Annotated in this window: 23 protein-coding genes and 1 pseudogene; 15 read left to right on the forward strand and 9 right to left on the reverse strand. The window is 65.9% G+C overall.

Going from position 1 to position 23170, the window contains the following annotated elements; all coding sequences use genetic code 11:
- Positions 1-12: 12 nt before the first annotated feature.
- From B9C43_RS51250 to B9C43_RS51275, 6 genes are all read right to left on the reverse strand, one after another.
- On the reverse strand, positions 13-630 hold the full coding sequence (locus B9C43_RS51250) for a response regulator (RefSeq protein WP_033384879.1): 618 nt from the start codon (positions 628-630) through the stop codon (positions 13-15).
- On the reverse strand, positions 627-1808 hold the full coding sequence (locus tag B9C43_RS51255) for a sensor histidine kinase (protein ID WP_235039324.1): 1182 nt from the start codon (positions 1806-1808) through the stop codon (positions 627-629). The genes B9C43_RS51250 and B9C43_RS51255 overlap by 4 nt, the downstream gene beginning before the upstream one ends.
- Complete coding sequence (locus B9C43_RS51260) at positions 1787-2599, reverse strand: ABC transporter permease (protein ID WP_084434510.1); 813 nt, start codon at positions 2597-2599, stop codon at positions 1787-1789. Before B9C43_RS51260 ends, B9C43_RS51255 begins: the two co-directional genes overlap by 22 nt.
- A complete protein-coding gene (locus B9C43_RS51265; protein WP_084434511.1) occupies positions 2596-3432 on the reverse strand; it encodes an ABC transporter ATP-binding protein in 837 nt (278 codons plus the stop codon). The genes B9C43_RS51260 and B9C43_RS51265 overlap by 4 nt, the downstream gene beginning before the upstream one ends.
- A gap of 83 nt (positions 3433-3515) precedes the next feature.
- A complete protein-coding gene (locus B9C43_RS51270; protein WP_160097333.1) occupies positions 3516-4760 on the reverse strand; it encodes a cytochrome P450 in 1245 nt (414 codons plus the stop codon).
- A gap of 102 nt (positions 4761-4862) precedes the next feature.
- A complete protein-coding gene (locus B9C43_RS51275) occupies positions 4863-6008 on the reverse strand; it encodes a citrate synthase 2 (RefSeq protein ID WP_033384873.1) in 1146 nt (381 codons plus the stop codon).
- Positions 6009-6188: 180 nt separating this feature from the next.
- Between B9C43_RS51275 and B9C43_RS51280 the strand changes: the two genes are divergently transcribed.
- Positions 6189-7136: an ornithine cyclodeaminase family protein gene (locus B9C43_RS51280; protein ID WP_084434513.1), complete on the forward strand. Its 948-nt coding sequence runs from the start codon at positions 6189-6191 to the stop codon at positions 7134-7136.
- Here B9C43_RS51280 and B9C43_RS51285 read toward each other — a convergent pair.
- Positions 7082-8071, reverse strand: a complete 990-nt coding sequence (locus B9C43_RS51285) for a helix-turn-helix transcriptional regulator (protein ID WP_084434514.1) — start codon at positions 8069-8071, stop codon at positions 7082-7084. The two genes, B9C43_RS51280 and B9C43_RS51285, sit on opposite strands and share 55 nt — an antisense overlap.
- A gap of 61 nt (positions 8072-8132) precedes the next feature.
- Here B9C43_RS51285 and B9C43_RS51290 point away from each other — a divergent pair, with 61 nt between their 5' ends.
- From B9C43_RS51290 to B9C43_RS51340, 11 genes are all read left to right on the forward strand, one after another.
- A complete protein-coding gene (locus B9C43_RS51290; protein ID WP_084434515.1) occupies positions 8133-10313 on the forward strand; it encodes an ATP-binding cassette domain-containing protein in 2181 nt (726 codons plus the stop codon).
- Between the two features lie 252 nt (positions 10314-10565).
- Positions 10566-10868 (forward strand): urease subunit gamma, encoded by a 303-nt coding sequence (locus B9C43_RS51295; RefSeq protein WP_084434516.1) that lies wholly within the window; start codon positions 10566-10568, stop codon positions 10866-10868.
- Between the two features lie 10 nt (positions 10869-10878).
- Complete coding sequence (locus B9C43_RS51300) at positions 10879-11193, forward strand: urease subunit beta (RefSeq protein WP_033384860.1); 315 nt, start codon at positions 10879-10881, stop codon at positions 11191-11193.
- Positions 11174-12892: an urease subunit alpha gene (locus B9C43_RS51305; protein WP_084434517.1), complete on the forward strand. Its 1719-nt coding sequence runs from the start codon at positions 11174-11176 to the stop codon at positions 12890-12892. The genes B9C43_RS51300 and B9C43_RS51305 overlap by 20 nt, the downstream gene beginning before the upstream one ends.
- Positions 12892-13557, forward strand: a complete 666-nt coding sequence (locus B9C43_RS51310; protein ID WP_084434518.1) for an urease accessory protein UreF — start codon at positions 12892-12894, stop codon at positions 13555-13557. Before B9C43_RS51305 ends, B9C43_RS51310 begins: the two co-directional genes overlap by 1 nt.
- A complete protein-coding gene (ureG, locus tag B9C43_RS51315) occupies positions 13547-14242 on the forward strand; it encodes an urease accessory protein UreG (RefSeq protein WP_084434519.1) in 696 nt (231 codons plus the stop codon). The genes B9C43_RS51310 and ureG overlap by 11 nt, the downstream gene beginning before the upstream one ends.
- Positions 14239-14946 carry an urease accessory protein UreD gene (locus tag B9C43_RS51320; protein ID WP_084434520.1) on the forward strand — a complete coding sequence of 236 codons (708 nt, stop codon included), beginning with the start codon at positions 14239-14241 and terminating at the stop codon, positions 14944-14946. Before ureG ends, B9C43_RS51320 begins: the two co-directional genes overlap by 4 nt.
- Positions 14947-15060: 114 nt before the next feature.
- The gene (gene pdxH / locus B9C43_RS51325; RefSeq protein ID WP_033384847.1) at positions 15061-15732 is read left to right on the forward strand and encodes a pyridoxamine 5'-phosphate oxidase; all 672 of its coding nucleotides are present in this window, start codon (positions 15061-15063) and stop codon (positions 15730-15732) included.
- Positions 15733-15846: 114 nt separating this feature from the next.
- On the forward strand, positions 15847-16437 hold the full coding sequence (locus B9C43_RS51330; protein WP_084434521.1) for a lytic polysaccharide monooxygenase: 591 nt from the start codon (positions 15847-15849) through the stop codon (positions 16435-16437).
- Positions 16438-16521: 84 nt separating this feature from the next.
- Positions 16522-17760: an MFS transporter gene (locus B9C43_RS51335; RefSeq protein ID WP_084434539.1), complete on the forward strand. Its 1239-nt coding sequence runs from the start codon at positions 16522-16524 to the stop codon at positions 17758-17760.
- Positions 17761-17803: 43 nt separating this feature from the next.
- On the forward strand, positions 17804-19195 hold the full coding sequence (locus B9C43_RS51340; protein WP_084434522.1) for an APC family permease: 1392 nt from the start codon (positions 17804-17806) through the stop codon (positions 19193-19195).
- Here B9C43_RS51340 and B9C43_RS51345 read toward each other — a convergent pair.
- Both B9C43_RS51345 and B9C43_RS51350 read right to left on the reverse strand, forming a co-directional pair.
- Positions 19192-20010: an MBL fold metallo-hydrolase gene (locus B9C43_RS51345; protein WP_084434523.1), complete on the reverse strand. Its 819-nt coding sequence runs from the start codon at positions 20008-20010 to the stop codon at positions 19192-19194. The genes B9C43_RS51340 and B9C43_RS51345 overlap by 4 nt on opposite strands.
- Positions 20010-20555 (reverse strand): TetR/AcrR family transcriptional regulator, encoded by a 546-nt coding sequence (locus B9C43_RS51350; RefSeq protein WP_084434524.1) that lies wholly within the window; start codon positions 20553-20555, stop codon positions 20010-20012. Before B9C43_RS51350 ends, B9C43_RS51345 begins: the two co-directional genes overlap by 1 nt.
- 1100 nt (positions 20556-21655) lie before the next feature.
- On the opposite strand from B9C43_RS51350, the pseudogene B9C43_RS59215 reads away from it, so the two are divergent.
- The 3 genes and pseudogenes from B9C43_RS59215 to B9C43_RS51360 form a co-directional block, all read left to right on the forward strand.
- Positions 21656-21835: pseudogene (locus B9C43_RS59215) on the forward strand (hypothetical protein); the annotation flags it as partial.
- Positions 21836-22028: 193 nt separating this feature from the next.
- On the forward strand, positions 22029-22865 hold the full coding sequence (locus B9C43_RS51355; protein ID WP_235039325.1) for an ISAs1 family transposase: 837 nt from the start codon (positions 22029-22031) through the stop codon (positions 22863-22865).
- A gap of 102 nt (positions 22866-22967) precedes the next feature.
- Positions 22968-23170, forward strand: a 203-nt coding sequence (locus B9C43_RS51360; protein WP_407657184.1) for a transposase, incomplete at its 3' end; no start/stop codon positions are given.

A 23170-nucleotide genomic window follows, 5' to 3' on the forward strand; every position in this document is an offset into this window, starting at 1 on the left:
GCCCATTTTCTTTCACAGCACGCCTTGTTCCATGGCCGTGGTGACGGCCGCAGTCCGGTCCGAGACGCCAAGCTTGTTGAACACGCGCAACAGATGCGTCTTCACGGTGGTCTCGCTGATGTGCAGCGACGCGCCGATCTCAGCATTTGTCTGTCCTTTCGCGACCAACCGAAGAACCTGGATCTCCCTGGCAGTCAAGGATTGCTGGGCGGGTTGACGCATCCGCCGCATCAACCGTCCGGCCACCGAAGGCGCCAGAACGGTCTCACCGCGTGTCGCCGCCCGGATCGCTCCAGCCAGTTCGGCGCGGGAAGCGTCCTTCAACAGGTACCCGGTCGCGCCCGCCTCGACAGCACGCAGGATGTCCGCGTCGGTTTCGTACGTGGTGAGCACGATGACCCGGCTGCCGCTGTTGGACGACATGATCTTCTCGGTGGCACCGGCGCCGTCCAGACCAGGCATCCGCAAGTCCATCAGGATGACGTCGGGCCGGTGAGCCGCCGCAAGCGCGACCGCTTCCTCGCCGGAACCGGCCTCGCCGACGACGGTCAGGTCCGGTTCGGCGTCGAGCATGCCACGCAACCCTTCCCGCACAACGGGATGGTCGTCGACAAGCAGCACCTTGATCACGTGCAGACCTCCAGTTCGACGGTGGTGCCCGAGCCGGGCAAGCTGGTCACCGACAGCGAGCCGCCGACCTGGTCGATCCGCGACCGCATGCCGCGTAACCCGAACCCGCTGGTCGGCGCGGACGGGTCGAAACCCCTGCCGTCGTCCGTGACCAGCAGAACCACCGAATTCTCCTGATAGGACAGCACGATCTCGACGGTTCTCGCATCCGCGTGCTTGCGCACATTGGACAGTGACTCCTGCACCGTCCGCAGCAGCACCACGTCGATCCCGGTGGCCAACTGCCGTCGCTCACCCTGCACGTCGACGTCGACCGCGATGCCGGTCTCCTCGGTCAGCTTGGCCGCCTGCCGCCGGATCGCGTCGAGAACCGAACTCTCGGTCAGCTCGGCCGGGGCGAGAGCCGCGACCAGAGCACGGGACTCGGCCAGGTTCTCCCGTGCGGTCCGCAGCGCGAGCGCCAAATGCCTGCGCACTTGGGGTTCGTCGCGGCCGAGTTCCGATTCCGCCGCCTGCACCAGGGTGATGATGCTGGTGAAGCCCTGCGCGAGGGTGTCGTGGATCTCGCCTGCCAGCCGTTCCCGTTCGCCTGCGACGCCCGCTTCGTGCGACAGCCGGGACACCTCCGCCTGGCTGGCTTCCAGCTGCTTGATCAGCTCGCCCCGGTCGGTGCTCTGCTGGATCACCTTGTCGATCCACACACCGATCATCACCGAGAAGATCACGCTGATCCCGATCGCCGCCCCGGTGGTGAGCCAGTTCGCGTTCGGGTCGCCCGCGGAGGCGAACAGCGTCGTCACCACGATCGAGACCGCGACGACCATGATCGCCACAGCCAGCCGCAGGCTCATGAACAGCATCGGGATCACGCCGAAGAAGGCGTACTGGGTCATCGGGACAAGGAACGCCGACCCGGCGAGGCAGCAGAACAGCACGGCCACGAACGTGTTGAGCCGCCAGCCGAATCGTTCGGCGGCGATGTGCCGCCTGCCGAAGAAGGCGTAACCTGCCGCGATCGCGGTGAGCAGTGCGATCGAGCCCCAGCGTTCCGCCGTGGTCGCCTCCTCGGCAACGAACAGCACCAAGAGGACGACCAAGGCGTAGACGACCGCGAAGAACGCGTCCCACAACCAGAAGTAGCGGTCGGCGGCCTCGATCACCGGCTCTTGTTGCTCCACCGGAACGTCATCAGACACAGCACGAGCCCGGCCACGCACCATGCGCCAAGGACCAGTGAGGTCTTGCCCAGTTCCCATGACCCCGCCATCTCGTACTTCGTCATGCTGTCCGGCAGGAACACTGACCGGAAGCCTTGTGCCGCCCACTTGATCGGGAAGAACGACGCCACCGTGACCATACCCGCGGGTAGCCAGGTGATCGGGTTCATGTAAACGCCGGAGATGAACTGCAGCCCCACGTACGGCAGGTTCGACACCGCGGCGGCGCTCTGCGAGGACTTCGCCAGCGACGCGGTGAAGATGCCGATCAGCGAGCAGCTCACCACGGCGAGCACGAACACCCACGCGAACGTCAGCCACTTCGCCGGGTCGGTCGGCAGCGGCATCCCGAACATCAGCACGCCGACCCCGATCACCAGCACGGCCTCGGCGAGGCTGGCCACCAGCACCAGGATGATCTTGCCGAGGAAGTAGGACACCGCGGGCATCGGCGTGCCGCGCAACCGCAGCAGTGTGCCGTCCTCCCGGTCGACCGCGACGCTGATGCTCAGGTTCACGAACGACGTCGCGATGATGCCCGCACCGACCATGCTCGCGGTGAGCACATGGCTGGATTCGACCCCGGTGTCGGTGTACGTCTGGCTGAACACCGAGCCGAGCACGGCGAGGATCCCGGCGGGAAAGGCGAACGTGAAGATCGCCTGTTCCTTGCTGCGGAAGAAGAGTTTCAGCTCGGTCAGGCCACGGGCCACGCCGATCGTGACCGGCGAAGGCAGGTGCAGGGTGGTCATCGGGCGCCTCCGACCAGGTCGAGGTAGATGTCTTCGAGGGTCGGCCGGGTGACGGTGAGCCCGGCGAGCTCTCCACCCCCACGGGAGAGCTCGCCGATCACCTTGGTCGGTGTCGCGGTCTGTACCGCCTGCTCGCCGTTCTGGTCGACCCAGCGGACCGTCGCCTCCCGCTTCGAGCGCCCGCCGAGCTCACCCGGCGCACCCTCGGCGACGATCTCTCCCTTGGCGATCACCGCGACCCGGTCCGCCAGCGACTCGGCCTCGTCGAGGTAGTGCGTGGTCAGCACGATGGTCGTGCCGTCGGCGGCGAGCTTCTGGATCAGTCTCCAGAACTGCCTGCGTGCCTCCGGGTCGAAGCCAGTCGTCGGTTCGTCGAGGAAAAGCAGTTCAGGCGTGCCGATGATGCCCAGCGCGACATCCAGCCGCCTGCGCTGCCCACCAGACAGGCTCTTCACCCGCGCGTTCGCCTTTTCCTTGAGGCCACACAGTTCCATGACCTCTTCGGGCTGCCGTGGCCGCGGGTAGTACCCCGCGAAGTGCCGGATCGTCTCGCGCACCGACAGTTCCGCGGCATCGGTCGCGGTCTGCAACACGATGCCCAGCCGTGCTCGCCATTCCCGCCCGGCCGTGCCCGGGTCCTGGCCGAGCACGGACACCGTGCCGGCGTCCCGTTTCCGGTGCCCCTCAAGGATTTCCACGGTCGTGGTCTTGCCTGCCCCGTTGGGGCCGAGTAACGCGAACACCTCGCCGCGTTCGATTTGCAGGTCGATCCCGGCGACAGCCTGGATCTTCGGGTACGCCTTACGCAGGCCCCGCACTTGTACCGCTGTCATGCCGACAATGCTCGTCGCGGTGAGCGCACGGCGGAACGACTGCTGGACTGAATCTGGTTGTCCACCGATCGGTGGACAAGGTCTCAGACTCGAACGGGAATGGTGCTGAACCCGCGAATGGTGGACGACAGCCTGCGCACCGGTTCACCGGTGAGCTTGATCGTGGCGAATCGCTCGGCCATCGCCCGGAACGCGATCTCACCCTCCAAACGAGACAGTGGAGCACCGAGGCAGTAGTGCACGCCGCCACCGAACGCCAGATGCTCGACGGTTCGCGTCCTGGTGATGTCGAACCGGTGTGGTTCAGGGAAAACTGCCGGATCACGGTTGGCCGCGCCGATCATGAACAGCACAGCCACGCCCGCTGGCAGGACCCCGCCACCGAGCTCGACCCGCTCGTGCGCGAACCGCGTCAGCACCGGAACCGGGGACTCGTACCGCAGCACTTCCTCTACCGCGTCCGGCGCGAGATCAGGTTGTGCCTTCAGTAGATCCCACTGGTCGGGGTGCTCGCTGAACAGCACGGTCGCGTTGCCGATCATGTTCACGGTCGTCTCGAACCCGGCGAGCAGCAGCAACATGCACGTGGTCATGAGCTCGTCGGTGGTCACCTTCTCCTCGGCCTCGGCGGTGACGAGCACGCTGATCACGTCGTCGCCAGGGTCTGTCCGGCGTTCCGCCATGAGCCGCGTGAACAACTGCTCGATGTCGGCGTAGGCGGCGTTGTACTCACGCACCTTCGCCGGGGTGGACAAGCCGTCCAACGCCTCGGCGATGACCATGCCGTATCGCGCGAACCTGGCGGTGTCCGCGTCGGGAATGCCGAGCAGATCGCTGATCACCGTGATCGGCAGCGGCCCGGCGAAGTCGGTCATCATGTCGAACTCGCTGCCGAGCTGGTCGAGCAGCCGGTGCGTGGTCGCCTCGATCTTGCCGCGCAGCTGCCGCATCATCTTCGGCCGGAAAGCCGGTGCGGTGACCCGGCGCAGCCTGGTGTGGTCCGGCGCGTCCATCAGGACGAACGAGCCCTCCAACGCGTTGGTCTGCGTCATGAACATGTCGCGCTTGCCAGGCAGCGGCCTGACCTTCATCTGCGGGTGCTTGAGGGCCTGTGAGCAGTCGGAGTGCGAGGTCAGTGCGTATATCCCGGAAAGCCCTTTGTAGACAGGGCCTTTGGCGCGCATCCGTTCGAGGACTGGATAGGGGTTGTGGTGATACCGCTTGGAGTCGGTGGCCGCGACGAGGTCGCCTGCCTCGGCGAGCAGCTTGCTCCCCGCCCTGGTGGCCAGCGTGGTGGCGATACCCCGGACATCACTGAACGACAGCATGGTCATCCCTCCCGGTGAACATTTCTGTTCACAACTGTACAGAAATGTTCACCACCAGGGGTGATGGAAAGCCCCCAACGTGGCGCTGGGGGCTTCGTCAGATCACTGGTGGGCGATGGTGTCCCAGCCCTCGACTTCCTCGGGCTTACGGGCGTCAGGGCCGGTGTACCGGGCGGAAGGACGGATCAACCGGCCGGTCTGCTTCTGCTCCAGGATGTGCGCGCACCACCCGGCGGTCCGGGCGCACGTGAACATCGAGGGCATCATGTGCGGCGGAACCTCGGCGAAGTCCAAGATCACCGCGGCCCAGAACTCCACGTTCGTCTCGATCGCCCGGTCTGGCCGGCGTTCCCGCAACTCCGCCAACGCCGCCTGCTCCAAAGCCGCCGCGGCTTCGTAACGCGTCGCCCCAAGCTCAAGGCAAGTCCGCCGGAGCACGCGAGCCCGCGGGTCCTCGGCACGGTAGACCCGGTGCCCGAAACCCATCAGCCGCTCGCCACGGTCCAAGATGCCCTTCACGAACCCGCGGGCATCCCCGGACCGCTCGACGGCCTCGATCATCGGCAGCACCCGAGCCGGAGCGCCACCGTGCAACGGCCCGGACATCGCACCGATGCCGCCGGACAGAGCCGCGGCCACGTCCGCGCCAGTCGACGCGATCACGCGCGCGGTGAACGTCGAAGCGTTCATGCCGTGCTCGGCCGCGGACACCCAGTAGGCGTCGATTGCCTTGGTGTGAGCGGGATCCGGCTCACCACGCCAGCGGGTCATGAACCGCTCGGTGATCGTGTCGCACTCGTTGATCCGGCTCTCCGGCACCGCCGGATGCCCGATACCGCGAGCCGATTGCGCCACATAGGACAGTGCCATCACCGAGGCGCGGGCCAATTGGGCGCGTGCTTCCAGATCGGTGATGTCCAGCAACGGCTGGAAACCCCAGATCGGCGCCAGCATCGCCAACGCCGCCTGCACATCCACCCGCACGTCCCCGGTGTGCACGGGAATGGGGAACGGCTCAGCGGGCGGCAGGCCCGGGCCGAAGCGGCCGTCCACGAGCAATGCCCATACGTTGCCGAATGTCACCCGGCCGACGAGGTCTTCGATGTCCACGCCGCGGTAACGCAACGCACCGCCGGCCCGGTCCGGCTCGGCGATCTGCGTCCGAAACGCGATGACTCCTTCAAGACCCGGTTTGTAACCGTCGTCGTCGAAGTCGACGTGCGATGGATTCACTGTTGGTGTCGACATGCGCGGTCGCCTTTCCGAAATACCCCGACTTGATACGCGCCGCGCCGGCATCTGGATGCGAGTCGGCGACACTGCGCGGCCTCATCCTCAAACACTTCTCCTCCTCGGCGTGTGTCGCAACGACACGCGCCGTGGGCTGAGTCACGATTCCGTGAACGATTCAGTGTGTTAATTGGGCACATGCGAATACTCTCCGCGGCGGACATCAAGCGTGCGTTGCCGATGAGCGAGTGCGTCGACGTGATGGCCGACGCCCTCAAGGCCAGGGCGCAAGGCCTGGTCGAGCAGCCGCTGCGGACCGCTTTCCAGCCGTCGTCCACGAACGCGTTCGGTGTCTGGATGCCCGCGTATCGCGGCGGCGGCACACCGCTGTTCGGGACAAAACTCTTGTGCATCGTGCCGGACAATCCGGGGCGCGGGTTGGACACGCACCAGGGCGCGGTCACCCTCTTCGACGGGGTCACCGGCGAGCCGCTGGCATTCATGAACGCTTCGACGATCACCGAAATCCGGACGGCCGCGGTGTCCGCACTGGCCACCCGCTCATTGGCTCGGGAAAATGCCAAAACCCTCGCGATCATCGGTGCCGGTGTCCAAGCCGAGGCACATCTGCATGCGATTCCCCTCGTCCGGGAGATCAAAGAGGCGCGCGTGTTCTCGCCGCGTTCCGCGCCCGAGTTCGTGGAACGGATGAATGTCCCCTTCGAGCTGAAGGCAGTACCCACGGCCGAGGAAGCTGTCCGGGACGTCGACATCGTGGTGACCGTGACGACGTCGAAAGACCCTGTGGTACAACGAGATTGGCTCAGCCCAGGCACTCACGTCAACGCTGTCGGCGCGAGCACGGTGCAGCACCAGGAAGTCGACACGGCGACCGTGCGAGCGGCTGAGCTCTACGTCGACGCGATGCAGTCCGTGCTCGGCGAAGCCAAGGAGTTCCAGAGCGACCCGCCGGACGTACGCGGGGAACTCGGCGATCTGTTGATCGGCAAGGCACCTGGCCGGTCCGGGCCGGAGGCGATCACGGTGTTCCGTTCGCTCGGCATCGCTACCGAGGATCTGTTCGCCGCCGATCACATCCTGCGCAAGGCCGTCGAGCTCGGCCTCGGGGTCGAAGCACCGCTCTGAAGGCGGCCGGAGAACCGCGCGCACGCCTCCCGGAACGCGGCGGGTTCGTGGATGGTGAAGTCGGCGTCGATGAACGCGAGATTCAGCACGAGCCACTGCCAGGAATCGAGCATGAGAACCGCGCGAGTCCCGCTCTCGGTGAGCGTCAACTCGACGTCCTGGTACGTGAAGGCGTCCGCCACTACGGACATCGGTGCATCGATGGTCACGACAACGCGCTGCCTGTGTTTGGTCAGGCCTTGGCGGAGGTAGTCGATGCCGCTGTCGGCGGGCAACGGCCGGAAGGTGAAGGACCGGCCGGTGTTGTGCACGTTGGTCACGCGGTCGATGCGAAAGACCCGCCAGTCCTCCCGGTCGGTGTCCCAGGCCAGCAGGTACCAGCGCAGGTTGAGGTGGATCTGGCGGTGCGGCTCGACCCGGCGGGTGGTGCTGGCCCCGGCCGCGTCCGCGTAGTCGAACGTCACGACCTGCGTGTGGTGGATCGCCTCGGCGAGCGTGCTCATCGTCTCGGCGCTGGTGCTCGGAGCCGACACCGAAGTGGTCTCCAAGCTGGCACGCAGGGCCACGGCCTGCGGACGTAGGCGTTTGGGCAGGTACTGGTCGACCTTGCCGTACGCACGGGTCGCCGCGTCGTCGACGCTGCCTTCGCTGGCGCTGCCGGTCGCGGCGAGAGTCGCCAGGCCGAGGAGCGTGGCAATGGCCTCATCGTCGTCCAGGAGCAGCGGCGGCATGGCACGGCCGGCGGCGAGCCGGTAGTAGCCGCCTGGACCGGGCTGGGTTTCGACCGGATACCCGTAACTCCGTAGCCGGTCGACGTCTCGCCGCAGCGTGCGCGGGTTGACGTCGAGCCGGGACGCCAGTTCGTCGCCGGTGAACGCCTTGCCCGTCTGCAGGGCCGCGAGCAGCGCGAGGACTCGTCGCATCACATCGGCCATGCGTCCATGGTCGCCGAAATCGCGGACATTTTCTGGCCACATCTACTCGTACCGTCGAAGCATGATCCGGATCAGGGGAGCCAGGACCAACAACCTGAAGGACATCGACGTCGACGTGCCGCGCGGTCAGGTGGTGGTGTTCGTCGGACTGTCGGGATCGGGCAAGTCGTCGCTGGTGTTCGACACGATCGCGGCCGAGGCCGGGTTCCAGCTCACCGAGACGTTCCCGCCGTTCACCCGAAACCGGCTGCCGAAGTGGACAAGGCCCGAAGTCGGCCAGATCGAAGGGCTGTCCCCAGTCGTGGTGATCGACCAGCGGCGGATCGGCGGGAACGCCCGTTCCACGGTCGGCACGATCACCGACGCCTGGACCTACCTGAGGCTGCTGTTCTCCCGCGTGAGCACGCCACACGTCGGCGAGTCGAACCACTTCTCGTTCAACGACCCGGCAGGCATGTGCCCGACGTGCTCGGGCCTCGGTGAGGTCGTGGCCAGCGCGGTCGACCGCTTCCTGGACCTGGACAAGTCGCTGCAGGACGGCGCGATCCTGCTGCCCGGCTTCGGCAACGGCGGCTACTGGTACTCGCTCTACGCCGACGGCACCTTCGACGTCGACACACCGCTGCGCGATTGGCCCAAAGCGCGACGAGACGCGCTGCTCTACGGAACTGAGCCCGAAGGTGTTGTCGAACGGTTCGAACGGATCTACCTGCGTACATCGGACAACTTGTCGGACCGCAAGAAGGAGACCATCGCCCGGTTCACGCGCTCCGAGGTATGTCCCGACTGCCACGGCGATCGACTCAACGAAGCCAGCCGAACCGCCACAGTCCTCGGTCACACCATCGGCGAGATGGCACGTATGGAGATCAGCGAACTCGCCGACCTGGTGACGGACGTGACGGATGCGAGCGTGGCACCGGTCGTGGCCGCGCTGAAGGACAGGTTGGACGCCATGGTCACCATCGGCCTCGGCTATCTCCACCTCGGCCGCGGCACGACAACCCTGTCAGGCGGCGAGTCCCAGCGCATCAAGACGGTCAAACACCTGGGCAGCAGCCTGATCGAGATGCTGTACGTGTTCGACGAGCCCACGGTCGGCCTGCACCCGCACGACGTCTCCGCCATGACAACCCTGCTCGAACAGCTTCGTGACAAGGGCAATTGCGTCCTGGTCGTCGAGCATGATCCTGCGGTCATGGCGGTCGCCGACCAGATCATCGAGATCGGGCCACGCGCAGGCGACCAGGGCGGTGAGCTCGTTTTCCAAGGAACCTTCGCCGAACTCCGCCGCGCCAAGACGCCCACCGCAACCGCGTTGGCACAGCAGCGCCCGATCAAGGATCAACCACGGAAGCCACGCGGAACCGTCACCATCGCCGACGCAACCCGCAACAACCTCAAGAACGTGACGGTCGACATCCCGACCGGCGTGATGACCGTGCTCACCGGCGTCGCGGGTTCAGGAAAGTCAAGTCTGGCAAGCGAACTGGTCGCCCAGCATGACGCGATCGTGATCGACCAGAAGCCCGTCAGCACGAACCGGCGATCGACACCGATCACCTACACAGGCATCGCCACACCCATCCGGAAACTGTTCTCCCGGTTGAACAACGTCCCCGCATCGCTGTTCAGCGCCAACTCGTCGGGTGCGTGCCCGGACTGCGACGGCCTCGGCATCATCTACACGGACCTGGCCTTCATGGACGGCCAGGAGACCGTGTGCCAGACGTGCGGTGGGCGACGTTTCACGCCCGAAGTGCTGAGCCACAAGGTCGACGGACTGTCCATTGCGGACGTGGACGACCTCACGATCACCGACGCCATTCAGCGCCTGCCCGACCGTGCGATCACCAAGGCCCTCCATCACCTGGAATCAGTCGGCCTCGGCTACCTGCGACTCGGCCAACCACTGACAACACTGTCAGGCGGCGAAGCCCAACGCGTGAAGATCGCCAAGGAACTCCGCGAAACCACCGGCCCAACGCTGTACGTCCTCGACGAACCCACAACCGGCCTGCACCTTCGCGACATCGACACGCTGCTGGCAGTCCTGGACGACCTCGTGCAGCACGGCCACACGGTTGTCGTGATCGAGCACAACCTGGACGTCATCCGCCAAGCCGACTGGCTGATCGACCTGGGACCCGGCCCGGGAAAGCACGGCGGGAAGATCCTCTACCAAGGCCACGTCGCGGAAATCCCAGACACCGCAACCGGACAAGCCCTGACAAACCGATGACTTGCTTTGGCGACCGCTGACCCGCCTCGCCCACCAATGACTCGTCCCCCACCAGCGACCAGCCTCCCCCAACCACTGTGGACACGCGCCATCGCACCACAAATCCCCAAGGGGGAACCCCTAATTTCAACGCTACCGCAGGCCACCGACATGTCCGAATCGCGCAGCCCGAGTTATCCACAGGCACCCGTCCGGGTTAAGCCTGTGTTTCCAGATCGGGACAGCGGCGCTGCGCGGTGATAGACCTTGCGCATGCACCTGACCCCGCACGAACGGGACAAGCTGCTGATCCACGTGGCGGCCGACGTCGCCCGCAAGCGGCTGGACCGGGGCGTGAAGCTGAACTACCCGGAAGCGGTCGCGTTGATCACCGACCACGTGCTCGAGGGCGCACGCGACGGCCGCGCGGTCACCGAGCTGGTCGCCAGCGGCAGGCACGTGCTCACGCGTGACCAGGTGCTTCCCGGTGTGCCGGAGATGGTGGACGCGGTGCAGGTCGAGGCCACGTTCCCGGACGGCACGAAGCTCGTCACCGTGCACGACCCGATCATCTAGGAATTCACCGATGCGCCCAGGCGAGATCATTCCGGCAGGCGAGCCGATCGAGCTCAACCCCGGCAGGCCGAGAACCCGCATGACCGTCCGCAACACCGCTGACCGGCCGGTCCAGGTGGGGTCGCACTACCACTTCGCCGCGGTCAACCCTGGCCTCGAGTTCGACCGCGAGGCAGCGTGGGGTCAGCGGCTCGACATTCCCGCTGGCACGTCCGTGCGCTTCGAACCGGGCGTCGAGCGCGAAGTCGACCTTGTGCCGATCGCGGGCAACCGCACGGTTCCCGGGCTGAGGAAGGAGTGGTCTGGTGACCTCGATCGATCGTGAGCGGTACGCCGAGTTGTTCGGGCCGACCGTCGGTGACCGGATCCTGCTGGCGGACACGAACCTGCTGATCGAGGTCACCGAGGACCGCAGCATGGGCGCGGGCGCCGGGGACGAAGTGATCTTCGGCGGCGGCAAGGTGATCCGGGAGTCGATGGGCCAGGGCATGGCCACGCGCGCGGACGGCGCACCGGACCTGGTGATCACCGGTGTGGTGATCCTCGATCATTGGGGCGTCGTCAAGGCCGACGTCGGCGTGCGGGACGGCAAGATCGTCGGCATCGGCAAGGCAGGCAACCCGGATGTGATGGACGGCGTCGACCCGGCCCTCGTGATCGGGCCGTCCACGGAAGTCCTTGCGGGCAACGGAAAGATCCTCACCGCCGGTGGCATCGACTGTCACGTGCACTTCATCTGCCCGCAGCTCACCGACCAGGCGCTGGCCTCGGGGCTGACCACGATGATCGGCGGCGGAACCGGCCCGGTGGAAGGCAGCAAGGCCACCACGGTCACGCCCGGAGCGTGGAACCTCGGCCGGATGTTGCAGGCGATGCAGGAGCAGCCCGTCAACGTCATGTTGCTGGGCAAGGGAAACACCGTCAGCCACGAAGGACTTCGCGAGCAACTCCGTGGCGGCGCGGGAGGTTTCAAGCTGCACGAGGATTGGGGCACGACACCTGCCGCGATCGACGCGTGCCTGACTGTCGCCGACGAGTCCGGTGTGCAGGTCGCGATCCACACGGACACGTTGAACGAAGCCGGGTTCGTCGAGTCCACTTTGGAGGCGATCGGCGGCCGGTCGATCAACGCGTACCACACCGAAGGTGCCGGAGGCGGGCACGCGCCGGACATCATCCGCGTTGTCTCCGAGTCGAACGTCCTGCCGAGTTCGACCAATCCGACCCGCCCGCACACCGCGAACACGCTGGCCGAGCACCTGGACATGCTCATGGTGTGCCACCACTTGAACCCGTCGGTGCCCGAGGACCTGGCGTTCGCGGAGTCGCGGATCCGGCCGACCACGATCGCCGCCGAGGACGTGCTGCACGACATGGGCGCGATCTCGATGATCAGCTCGGACTCGCAGGCGATGGGCCGGATCGGCGAGGTGATCATCCGGACCTGGCAGACCGCGCACGTGATGAAGGACCGCCGTGGTTCCCTGCCAGGGGACACGACCGCGGACAACATGCGGGCACGTCGATATGTCGCCAAATACACGATCAACCCGGCGATCGCGCACGGCATCGACAAGTGGGTCGGCTCGGTCGAGGTCGGCAAACTCGCGGATCTCGTGCTGTGGGAACCGAAGTTCTTCGGTGTCCGGCCGCATGTGGTGTTGAAAGCCGGGTTCGCGGCATGGGCCGCGATGGGCGACGCGAACGCCTCGATCCCCACACCACAGCCGGTTTACGCCCGTCCGATGTTCGGTGCGGCGCCTTCGGTCGCGTTGGACAGCGGTCTGCATTTCGTGGCGCCTGAGGCGTTGGAGTCCGATATCGAGGACATGTTCGGTATCGGGCGGGAACTCGTCGCGGTGACCAGCACCCGTGGCGTGACAAAGTCCGACATGCTGCTCAACGACGCGATGCCGGACGTCCGGGTCGACGCGGACAGCTTCGCCGTGCACGTCGACGGCGAGCTGATCGAGCCGCAGCCGGTGTCCGAATTGCCGATGGCACAGCGCTATTTCCTGTTCTGATGCACACGGTCGCTTTGGTCTTGTCCGATTCCCGGTTTCCGGGCGGCGGGCACGTGCACTCCGGCGGTCTGGAGGAGGCCGCCGCGCGCGGCCTTGTCGCCGACATCCCTTCGCTGGGCCTGTTCCTGGCGGGCCGGTTGCGGACAGCGGGGGAGTTGGCCGCGATCTTCGCCGCGGCCGCCGTGAAATGCCACGAATGGTCTACTTTGGACGCCGAGCTGGACGCCCGGACACCCTCACCGGCGCAACGCGAAGCGTCACGGTCGCAGGGCCGCGCAACCGTACGGGCGGGACGGCGTGCGTGGCCGTCACCGGTGCTGGATTCCCTGGTGGCAGCGACTCCCAGGCCGCACCACGCGATCATTCTGGGAGCTTTGACCGGTATCGCCGGAGGTGGCGCCGGTGATGCCGCGTTGACGGCGGCCTATCTCTCGGTAAGCGGACCGGCGAGTGCGGCGATCCGCCTGCTGGGCCTCGATCCCTTCGCGGTCAACGCGGAAGTGACCAGGCTTGGCGAAGCCATGCAGGCGCTGGCCGAGCGCGCGGTCGCGACGGCAAGCCTGCCGCCTCAGGATTTGCCTGGGCCGGGTGCGCCCGGGCTGGATTTGTTGGCAGAGGCGCATGTGCGTCATCACAAGGAAGAGGTGCGTCTCTTTGCAAGCTGACCACACGCACACCCACCCGGTGAACTTCGACCCGACCTGGTCGGAACCGGACCACCACGAGCCGAGCCCGTCGACAGGCCGGGCGTACCGGATCGGCATCGGCGGACCGGTCGGCAGCGGCAAGACCGCGTTGACCGCCGCGTTGTGCCGGGCGTTCAAGGACGAGCTCAACCTGGCCGTGGTCACCAACGACATCTACACGACCGAGGACGCGGACTTCCTGCGGCGAGCGGGGGTCCTGGACACCGACCGGATCGAGGCCGTGCAGACCGGCTGCTGCCCGCACACCGCGATCCGCGACGACATCACCGCGAACCTGGACGCCGTGGAAACGTTGGAAGAGCGGCACCCCGGCCTGGAACTGGTGATCATCGAGAGCGGCGGTGACAACCTGACCGCGGTGTTCAGCCGTGGCCTGGTGGACCGGCAGATCTTCGTGGTCGACGTGGCAGGTGGCGACAAGGTGCCGCGCAAGGGCGGCCCGGGCGTGACCACCGCGGACCTGCTGGTGATCAACAAGATCGACCTCGCGCCGCTGGTCGGCGCCGATCTCGAGGTGATGGCATCGGACGCGGCCCGGATGCGCGGCGAACTGCCGGTCATCGCCCAGTCCCTGACTGAAACGCCGAATGCGCCCGCTGTCGCGGGCTGGGTCCGTTCACAGTTGCCAGTGCGCGCCGGATGAAAGCGCACGCGCGGGTCGTCGCCGAGTTGGTCGACGGGCGGACAGTGCTCAGGGAACTGCGATCGGAGTCCCCGCTGACACTCGTTCCGCATCGCGGCAAACCAGGTCTCGTGCACCTGGTCAGCTCGGCGTCGGCTCCGCTGGGCGGCGACTGTCTGGACCTGACCCTGACCGCGCTGCCTGGCGCTCGCTTGCGAGTAGTCGGCGTAGCCGCGAGCCTTGTCCTGCCTGGACCGAGGCCGGCGATGAGCCGGTTCGCCGTGCACGTGGAAGCGGCCGAAGGGTCCACAGTGGAGTATCTGCCAGCGGCGACCATCGTCACGGAGCGTGCTCACCACGCGGCGTTGTTCACCGGTTCGCTGCAACCTTCGGCCCGGCTGATCATGCGCGAAATGCTTGTCCTCGGCCGGGAAGGCGAGAAGCCCGGACGGCTGAGCACCGAGACGGTCATCCGGCGCGGACCGGCGCCGGTGCTCAACCAGAAGCTGGAGATCGACTCGTTGACCGCCAGCCCGGCAGTGCTTGCCGGACGACGCGTGCTCGCAACGGATCTCCGTGTGGGCTATGAAGATCCGCCTTCGGTGATCGCCGAGGAATGGTGCTCACTCGTGCCCCTGGCCGCGGGTGGATCGCTCGCGACCGCGTTGGCCCGCGACGCGGTGTCGGCTGAGCACATGATGGGCTTACTTAATCGATTTGGTTGATCGATCTGGGTAGCTCCGCGTGGGTGTAATCACCATTCGTGCTGTTTCTCCGCGCGTGCGGACCCCGTAACGTCCTTGGGAACCAAGGAGATCCCGAGGCGGAGGGTGATAGGCATGACGGACGCCGACATCACGTCCAACATCACGCTCGACCTACCGACGATGCGTGCCCATTACGAAGGCGGCAGTCTCGACGAATCCGAGCTGGCCACGACATGGCACGAGCAGTTGCAGTTCTGGCTTGACCAGGCGGCACAGCAAGGTGTGGTCGAACCGAACGCGATGGTGCTGGCCACCGCCGACCCGCAGGGCAGGCCGTCGTCACGGACTGTGTTGGCCAAGGGGCTGGACGAGCGCGGCGTCGTGTTCTTCACCAACTACACGTCCACCAAGAGCCACGAGCTCTCGGCGACCCGGTACGCCTCGGCCACCTTCCCTTGGTACTCCTTGCAGCGTCAGGCGCACGTCCGCGGCACGGTGGAGAAGGTCGACGTCTCCGAGACCGCGGCCTACTGGGCGAGCAGGCCACGTGAGTCGCAGCTGGGCGCGTGGGCATCGCCCCAGTCGGTGGTAGTACACAGCCGCCACACGCTCGACTCGTCCTTGGCCAACATCCAGCGCCAGTTCGCCGACGCCGAAGAGGTACCGGTACCTCCGCACTGGGGCGGCTGGCGGATCCGGCCCGAGGTCGTCGAGTTCTGGCAGGGCCGCCGCAACCGGATGCACGACCGGCTGCGCTACAAGCTCACCCGTGACGGCTGGAAGATCGAGCGCCTCGGCCCGTAAGGGCGCTCCGACGAGCAAGATCATTCGAACTCGGCCGCGTTACGTTCGGTTTGTCCGAACGTCAACGCGGCCGAGCCGCGTTCACGAGCCCCTGTCGTTCCCGATGGGAGATCGATGCGCAGACTCGTCATATCCGTCATCGCCCTTGTCACCATGGTTTCCGCGACGACCGTCGCTTCGGCGCACGGTTTTCAGCACACCTTGCCGAGCCGTGCCTACCTGTGCAACATCGGCAGAATCCCCTGCGGCGACATCAAATACGAGCCGCAGAGCGTCGAGGGGCCGAATCAGTTCCCGCAGGCCGGGCCGGCCGACGGCGAGCTCTGTTCCGGTGGCCTGCCCCAGTTCGGCGAGCTGAACAAGACCCGCGTGTCCAAGTCGATGCCGTGGCCGACCGCTGACGTGGGACCGGGATCGACCCACCGCTTCGGGTGGACGTTGACCGCGGGGCACAAGACGACCACCTTCCGGTACTACATCACCCGCGACGGATGGCAGCCGGACCAGTTGCTGACTCGTGCGCAGCTGGAACCGGCACCGTTCGCCGTGATCGGCTACAACGGTCAGCTTCTGCAAGGCGCGGTGTCCCATGAGGTGAAGTTGCCGGTCAAGCAGGGGCGGCACACCGTTCTGGGCATCTGGGACCACGCCGACCAGCCGAAGGCGGTCTACGCCTGCTCGGACGTGTTCTTCCCGGTGGACTGACCGGTTCGCGGGCGGGCTAAATCACTCCTGTCTCGATCGTTAGGTGTCCTAAGCTAAAGATTTGTGGCCCTTCGTGACCTGGTGATGGACGTCCGACCCCTGCGCGTGGCGCCTTACCGCAGGCTCTGGATGTCCACCGCGGTCACTTCGATCGGTTCCCAGCTCACCGCCGTCGCAGTGCCCAAGCAGGTGTTCGACCTGACCGGATCGTCCGGTTTCGTCGGCCTGACCGGTGCGGTCGCGTTGGTCCCGCTGCTGGTCTTCGGGCTGTACGGCGGGGCCATCGCGGACATGATGGACCGCCGCAAGCTGCTGCTGATCACCAACGCCGGGATCGCGCTGAGTTCGGTGCTGTTGTGGCTGCAGGCCGCGCTCGCGGTCAACTCGGTCTGGATCGTGCTGCTGTTGCTCGGGTTGCAACAGTCGTTCTTCGCCGTGAACATGCCGACCCGGACCGCGGCCATCGCCCGGCTGGTGCCCCCGGAGCTGATGCCGTCCGCGATGGCCTTGGGCTCAACGGTTTTCACGTTCGGCTCGGTGCTCGGCCCGCTGTTCGCCGGTGCGCTGCTGCCGATCATCGGTCTGTCCACTTTGTACCTGATTGACTCGGTCGCGCTCGTCCTCGCGATGTACGCGGTCTGGCGTTTGCCGCCGTTGCCGCCGCTGAACGGGGAGACCAGGCGGGCGGGGCTGCGGGACGTGATCGACGGATTCCGTTATCTCGCTGGGCGTACCGTGCTGCTGGCTTCGTTCCTCGTCGACATCATCGCGATGGTCGCGGGTATGCCACGGGCGCTGTTCCCCGAGATGGCCGAGCGCACCTTCGGTGACCCGCCAGGCGGCGGTGTCGCACTGGGCTGGCTGTACGCAGCGATTCCACTCGGTGCTTTCCTGATGGGGCTGTCGTCCGGCTGGCTGTCGAAGATCAACCGGCACGGCGTCGGCGTGATCATCGCGGTGTGCGTGTGGGGTGCGGCAATGGCCGGGTTCGGGCTGACCAGCTCACTCTGGCTGGCCGTGGTGTTCCTAGCGATCGGCGGCGCCGCCGACATGGTCAGCGCGGTGTACCGCTCATCGATCCTGCAAGCGGCCGCGCCCGACGAGATGCGTGGCCGGATGCAAGGCGTCTTCACCGTTGTCGTCGCAGGTGGGCCGCGGCTGGCCGACCTCACGCACGGCTGGACCGCCGCGGCCGCGGGTACGACCGTGGCCTCTGCGGGCGGTGGTTTCCTAGTGATCGTCCTGACCGTCGGCGCGGCCGTGTGGCTGTCCGCTTTCTGGCGTTATCGAGCCGATAAGGAAGTTGCTACGCCAATGGAGTGATGTCGTTACCCGAATTGTCAGTGAGGTACGGCACACTCCAGGGATGACCGAAGGGATCAAGGAACACGCGACCGGGCAACCGGAGCTCAAGCGGGCCATCGGGCCGAAACTACTGCTGTTCTTTGTCGTGGGGGACATCCTCGGCACCGGGATCTACGCGCTTACCGGACAGGTCGCCGGCAGAGTCGGCGGTGCGCTGTGGCTGCCGTTCCTGCTCGCCTTCGTGATCGCGTTCCTCACCGCGTTCAGCTACCTCGAACTGGTCGGCAAGTTCCCGCAGGCGGCCGGAGCCGCGCTGTACACGCACCGGGCCTTCAAGATCCAGTTCTTGACGTTCATGGTCGCGTTCGCGGTGATGTGCTCGGGCATCACGTCCGCGTCGTCGGCCGCGATCGCCTTCGGTGGCACGTACCTCAAAGCCACCATCGGGGCGACGACAGTACCGGTGACATTGCTGGCCATCGCGTTCATCGTGCTCGTCGCGCTGATCAACTTCCGGGGCGTCAGCGAGTCGGTCAAGGCCAACGTGGTGCTGACGTGCATCGAGCTGTCCGGTCTGCTGATCATCATCGCGGTCGGCGTCTCGGCGGTGGCCTCCGGCGACGGTGACCCGAGCAGGCTGACCCAAGTGGACACCCAGGACCAGACCTGGCTGGTGGCCATCACGTCGGCCACGTCGCTGGCGTTCTTCGCGATGGTCGGCTTCGAGGACTCGGTGAACATGGCCGAGGAGTGCAAGGACCCGGCCCGGATCTTCCCCAAGGCGATGCTGTGGGGCATGGTCATCGCCGCGTCGATCTACATCCTGGTGTCGGTGACGTCCTCGCTGCTCGTGCCAGCCGACGAACTGCAGAAGGCAGGCAGTTCCGCGCTGCTGAAGGTGCTCGACGTCGGCGCCCCGGGCTTCCCGCACGTGGTGTTCTCCGCCATCGGTATGTTCGCGGTGATCAACTCAGCACTGATCAACATGATGATGGCCAGTCGTCTGCTCTACGGCATGGCCAACGAGCGGATCATCCCCAAGCAACTCGGCACGGTGCACCCGTTCCGCCGCACGCCATGGGTCTCGATCCTGTTCACCACCGCGATTGCCGTCGTCCTCGTATCCACAGTGGACATCAGCGTGCTCGGTGGCACCACCGCGCTGCTGTTGCTGGTGGTCTTCGCCATCGTCAACATCGCGCTGCTGGTGCTGCGCAAGGTCAAGGTGGAGCACAAGCACTTCCGCACCCCGACCGTGATCCCGGTGATCGCGGCCGTCCTTTGCGTGTACCTGGCCAGCCCGTTGTCCGGGCGCCCAGCGCGTGACTACTACGTCGCGTTGATATTGCTGGGCGCCGGCCTGATCCTGTGGGTGATCAACTACTTCATCAACCGCGCCACAGGTCAGCGCGTCGAGTTGAACCCGGAGGCACTGACCAAGGGCGGGGACTAGCGGTATCGAGCCAGCTCGGCCGGGTCGTGGGCGCTGAAGACCTCGACCCGGTCACCGTGGTCACGAACGAGTTCGCGAAGCCGCTGCTGGTTGTGCAGCCGCGGCTCGCGCTCGGTCTCCACGATCTTCTGGAACTGCGTGAGCAACGGCGGGCAATGCGGGTTCACCGGATCCATCTCGCCGTGGAAGAAGTAACTGTCACCGCAGTGCAGCAACCACTTCTCACCGGTGTCAACCGCGATTCCCGCGTGGCCCTTCGTATGCCCACGCAACGGGACAAGCAGGATCTCTTCGGGCAGACCCTTGAGGCCACGGACGGACTCGAAGCCGAACCAGTCCTCACCGGATAGCTCGTAGCTCTCGAAGTCCGCGTGGTCGAACTGGGCCGTCCGGAACCTCGCGCGATCCTTCGCGGTGGCCTGCGCCCGTGCGACGTCGAGTTCCTCTTTGTAGATGTGCACTTTGGCGTTCGGGAAGTCCCGAAGCCCGCCCGCGTGGTCCTGGTCGAGATGAGTGGGCAGGATGTGCCGGACGTCCTCGATCCGGTAGCCGAGGTTGCGCACCTGCTGCGCGGCCGTTTCCCGCTCGTCCAGAACAGGGTTGGCGGCGATGAGGAACTCGCGAGTCAGCGAACCACGCGGGTTGCGGATGTCGTCAAGTCCGACACCAGTGTCGACAAGAACGAGGCCGTCGTTCGTCTCGATGAGCAGACAGTGGCAGACCATCGTGCTGCGACGAAGGAAACCAGGCCGGTCATCGAGCAGCTTGCCGCCTGCCGGCCGCATGGTTCCGCAGTTCAGGTGGTGGACGCGCATCATCGCTCCTTCTGGACCAGAAGTTTGAGGTGTTCCCCGGCTCGGCGTAGCGGCGCGAGATCCTTGCGAGTCCTGGCAAGCAAAAGCGCGCCCTCGATCGTCGCGAGGATCGTGGTGGCCAACGCCGCGGAGTCGGTGGTTCCTTGCTGCTCAAGGTGATCGGCGATCACCCGTTCCCACGAGCCGTAGGCGCTGTCGCAAGCCTGCCGGATCTGTTCGCTCTCATTGGCCGCGTCCAACGCGACGGTCGCAATTGGACAGCCATCCTGAAAGTCCGACTCGACCAGCCTTTTCGCAAGCAGCTCAACGACCTCGTCGAGTGATCGAGCCTGTTTGAGCTGCTCACACAGCTCACTGCCGGAAAGTCGCAACGACTCGACCGCAAGCTGCTCCTTGCCACCAGGAAAATGGAAGTACAGCGACCCCTTCGGCGCACCGCCCTCCGCGAGCACCTGGTTGAGGCCTGTCGCGTGATAGCCCTGGCTGCGAAACAGCGCCGCAGCGGTCTTCAGCACCCGATCACGCGTATCGGTCTTCTTGGGCATATGCCCGACTATACAGACTGGTCTAGTAAGCCGTCGAGGAGTTCATCGTGCCCTGTTGATCGGCACCCGGCCTGTTTCAGTTCCCAAGCCGGTGCCGCCAGCCATCGAGGCGTGCGTCGAGGAGTTCGTCGCGTCTGGTTGGCAACCCGTTGATGGGCGCTTCGCTCGCTGCGCAGCCTGAGGCCGGTGCTGTTAGCCGTTGAGGTTGCGCTGAAGGTGTTTGTCGCGTCTGCTTGGCAACCCGTTGGCCAGTGTCTCGCCTGCTCTGCGTCCTCGGTCGCTGCTGTGAGTGGTTGAGCTGTGCGTCGAGGTGTTTGTGGTGTCTGCTTGGCAACGCGTTGATGGGCGCCTCGTCTGCTGCGCAGCCTGAGGCCGGTGCTGTTAGCCGTTGAGGTTGCGCCGTGGAACTCGTCGTATCCGAGCGCCAACCCGTTGGCCGGTGTCTCGCCTGTTGGGCGTGCTGAAGCTGGTGCTGTGAGTGGTTGAGGTGTGCGCTGAGGTGTTTGTGGTGTCTGCTTGGCAACCCGTTGATCGGTGTTTCGTCTGCTGCGCAGCCTGAGGTCGGTGCTGTTAGCCGTTGGAGTGTGCGCCGTGGAGTCGTCGTGTCCGAGCGCCAACCCGTTGCCTGCTCCACATCCCGGGGGTTAGTACTGCCAGCGGTCGAACTGCCACCGGTCCACCAACAACGTGTCCGTTGCTGACGCATGTCCGCTGGTCCTGCTGTCCCCTGGCGTCCGCTCTGCCTGCACGAACGGTCCGTTCGCAAATCCAGTTGTCCACAACCCCCGAGTAACCCTTTGACCAGCCCATATCCCCGATAGACTGGCCAGGGGTCGTCCCCCCGGGAGTGGTCAGGGGGTCGGCAAAGTTGATCACCCGGTTTATGGGGCGGGTACGGCCTCGTTGATCATGTGAGTGTCTACGTCCCATGATCATGTGAGAGAGCCGTGCCCGCTGTGGAATCCTGCCTGATCCCTGCCGCTTTCGATCGGCTGGCCCCGGTTGCGGCCTCGGGCAATGAGAGGGTGATCGATGTCAGCCAGGTTGCTGACCTGCGGGATTACCTTGGCCGGGTGCCTGATCCGCGGGCCCGGCGGGGTGTGCGGCATGCAGCAGGGTCGCTGCTGACGCTGGCCGCGGCGGCGGTGCTGGCGGGAGCGCGGTCGTTCACCGCGATCGGGGAATGGATCGCTGATGTGCCGCAACGGGTCCTGGCGATACTGGGCGCGCGATTCGATGCTCGCCGCGATCACTATCTGGCGCCGGACGAGTCCACGGTGCGACGGCTGACCCAACAAGTAGACGGTGACCTGCTGGATGCCGCGATCAGTGCCTGGCTGGTCCATCACATCACCGGCCAGGCCGTTGATCAGCCCGACGTCACCGACCAGCCCGACACACCGGCTCCGGCAGCGGTCGCGGTGGACGGGAAATCGTTGCGTGGCACGTTCGCCCGCACCGGCGGAGCCCGGGGTGCATCTGCTGGCCGCGATCACCCACACCACCGGCGAGCCGAGTATCGACGGTGTGGTGCTGGGCCAGCGGCAGGTCACCGTCAAGACCAGCGAGATCGCCTGGTTCGCGCCCCTGCTGGACGGCATCGGTCTGGCCGGACGAGTGGTCACCGCGGACGCGCTGCACACCACCCGCGAACACGCCATCTACCTGCACCAGCGCGGCGCTTACTACGTGTTCACCGTCAAAGAGAACCAGCACCGCCTCTATGGCCTGCTCGATACCCTGCCCTGGCACGAGATCCCGACCTACGCCACCAGCGGCACAGACCATGGCCGCACTGAACGGCGCATCGTCCAACTCGCCCCGCTCGGGGACTACCTCGGATATCCGGCCATCGATTTCCCGCATGCGACACACGCGTTTCTGATCGAGCGCTACACCACACAGCACACCAGCGGAAAACACAGCGCCTATGCCGCACTGGGCCTCACCAGCCTGCCCAGCCAACACGCCCACCCAGCCCAGGTCGCCGACTACGTCCGCAACCATTGGCACATCGAAAACCGGCTGCACTGGGTCCGCGACGTCACCTACACCGAAGACCACTCCCGAGTCCGCACCGGCAACGCACCCCGCGTCATGGCATCCCTGCGCAACCTCGCCATCAGCGCCTTACGCCACCACGGATGGGACAACATCGCCCAAGGCCTTCGCCACATGGACGCAACGCCACCAGACCACTCACCCTGCTCGGAATCCCCACCTGACAACCAAAACGACTTTGCCGACCCCCTGCCGGGAGTGGGGGACTGTTTCAAGATCGGTGTTTCTGGCCTGACACGCCGGGAGTGATCTCGGCGGGATTGGGCACGATGTGTGATGACACTGGATGTTGTGAGTCCACGAGCCACAGGCAGGAAGAAGGCCGCGAAGCCGCGGTCGGCGCAGGAAGAGCTGGCGGCCCGGTTGGTCGCGCAGGCGCAGGAGCAGGGGTTGGCGTTGACCGGCCCGGACGGTCTGCTCAAGCAGTTGACCAAGACGGTGCTGGAAGCCGCGCTGAACGCGGAGATGACCGAGCATCTCGGCCACGAAAAGCACCAGGCTGAGCCCGGCCGGGCGGGCTCGAACGTGCGTAACGGTACCCGGTCGAAAACGGT

The organism is Kibdelosporangium aridum, from assembly GCF_900176515.1.
Classification (GTDB): Bacteria; Actinomycetota; Actinomycetes; order Mycobacteriales; family Pseudonocardiaceae; genus Kibdelosporangium; species Kibdelosporangium aridum.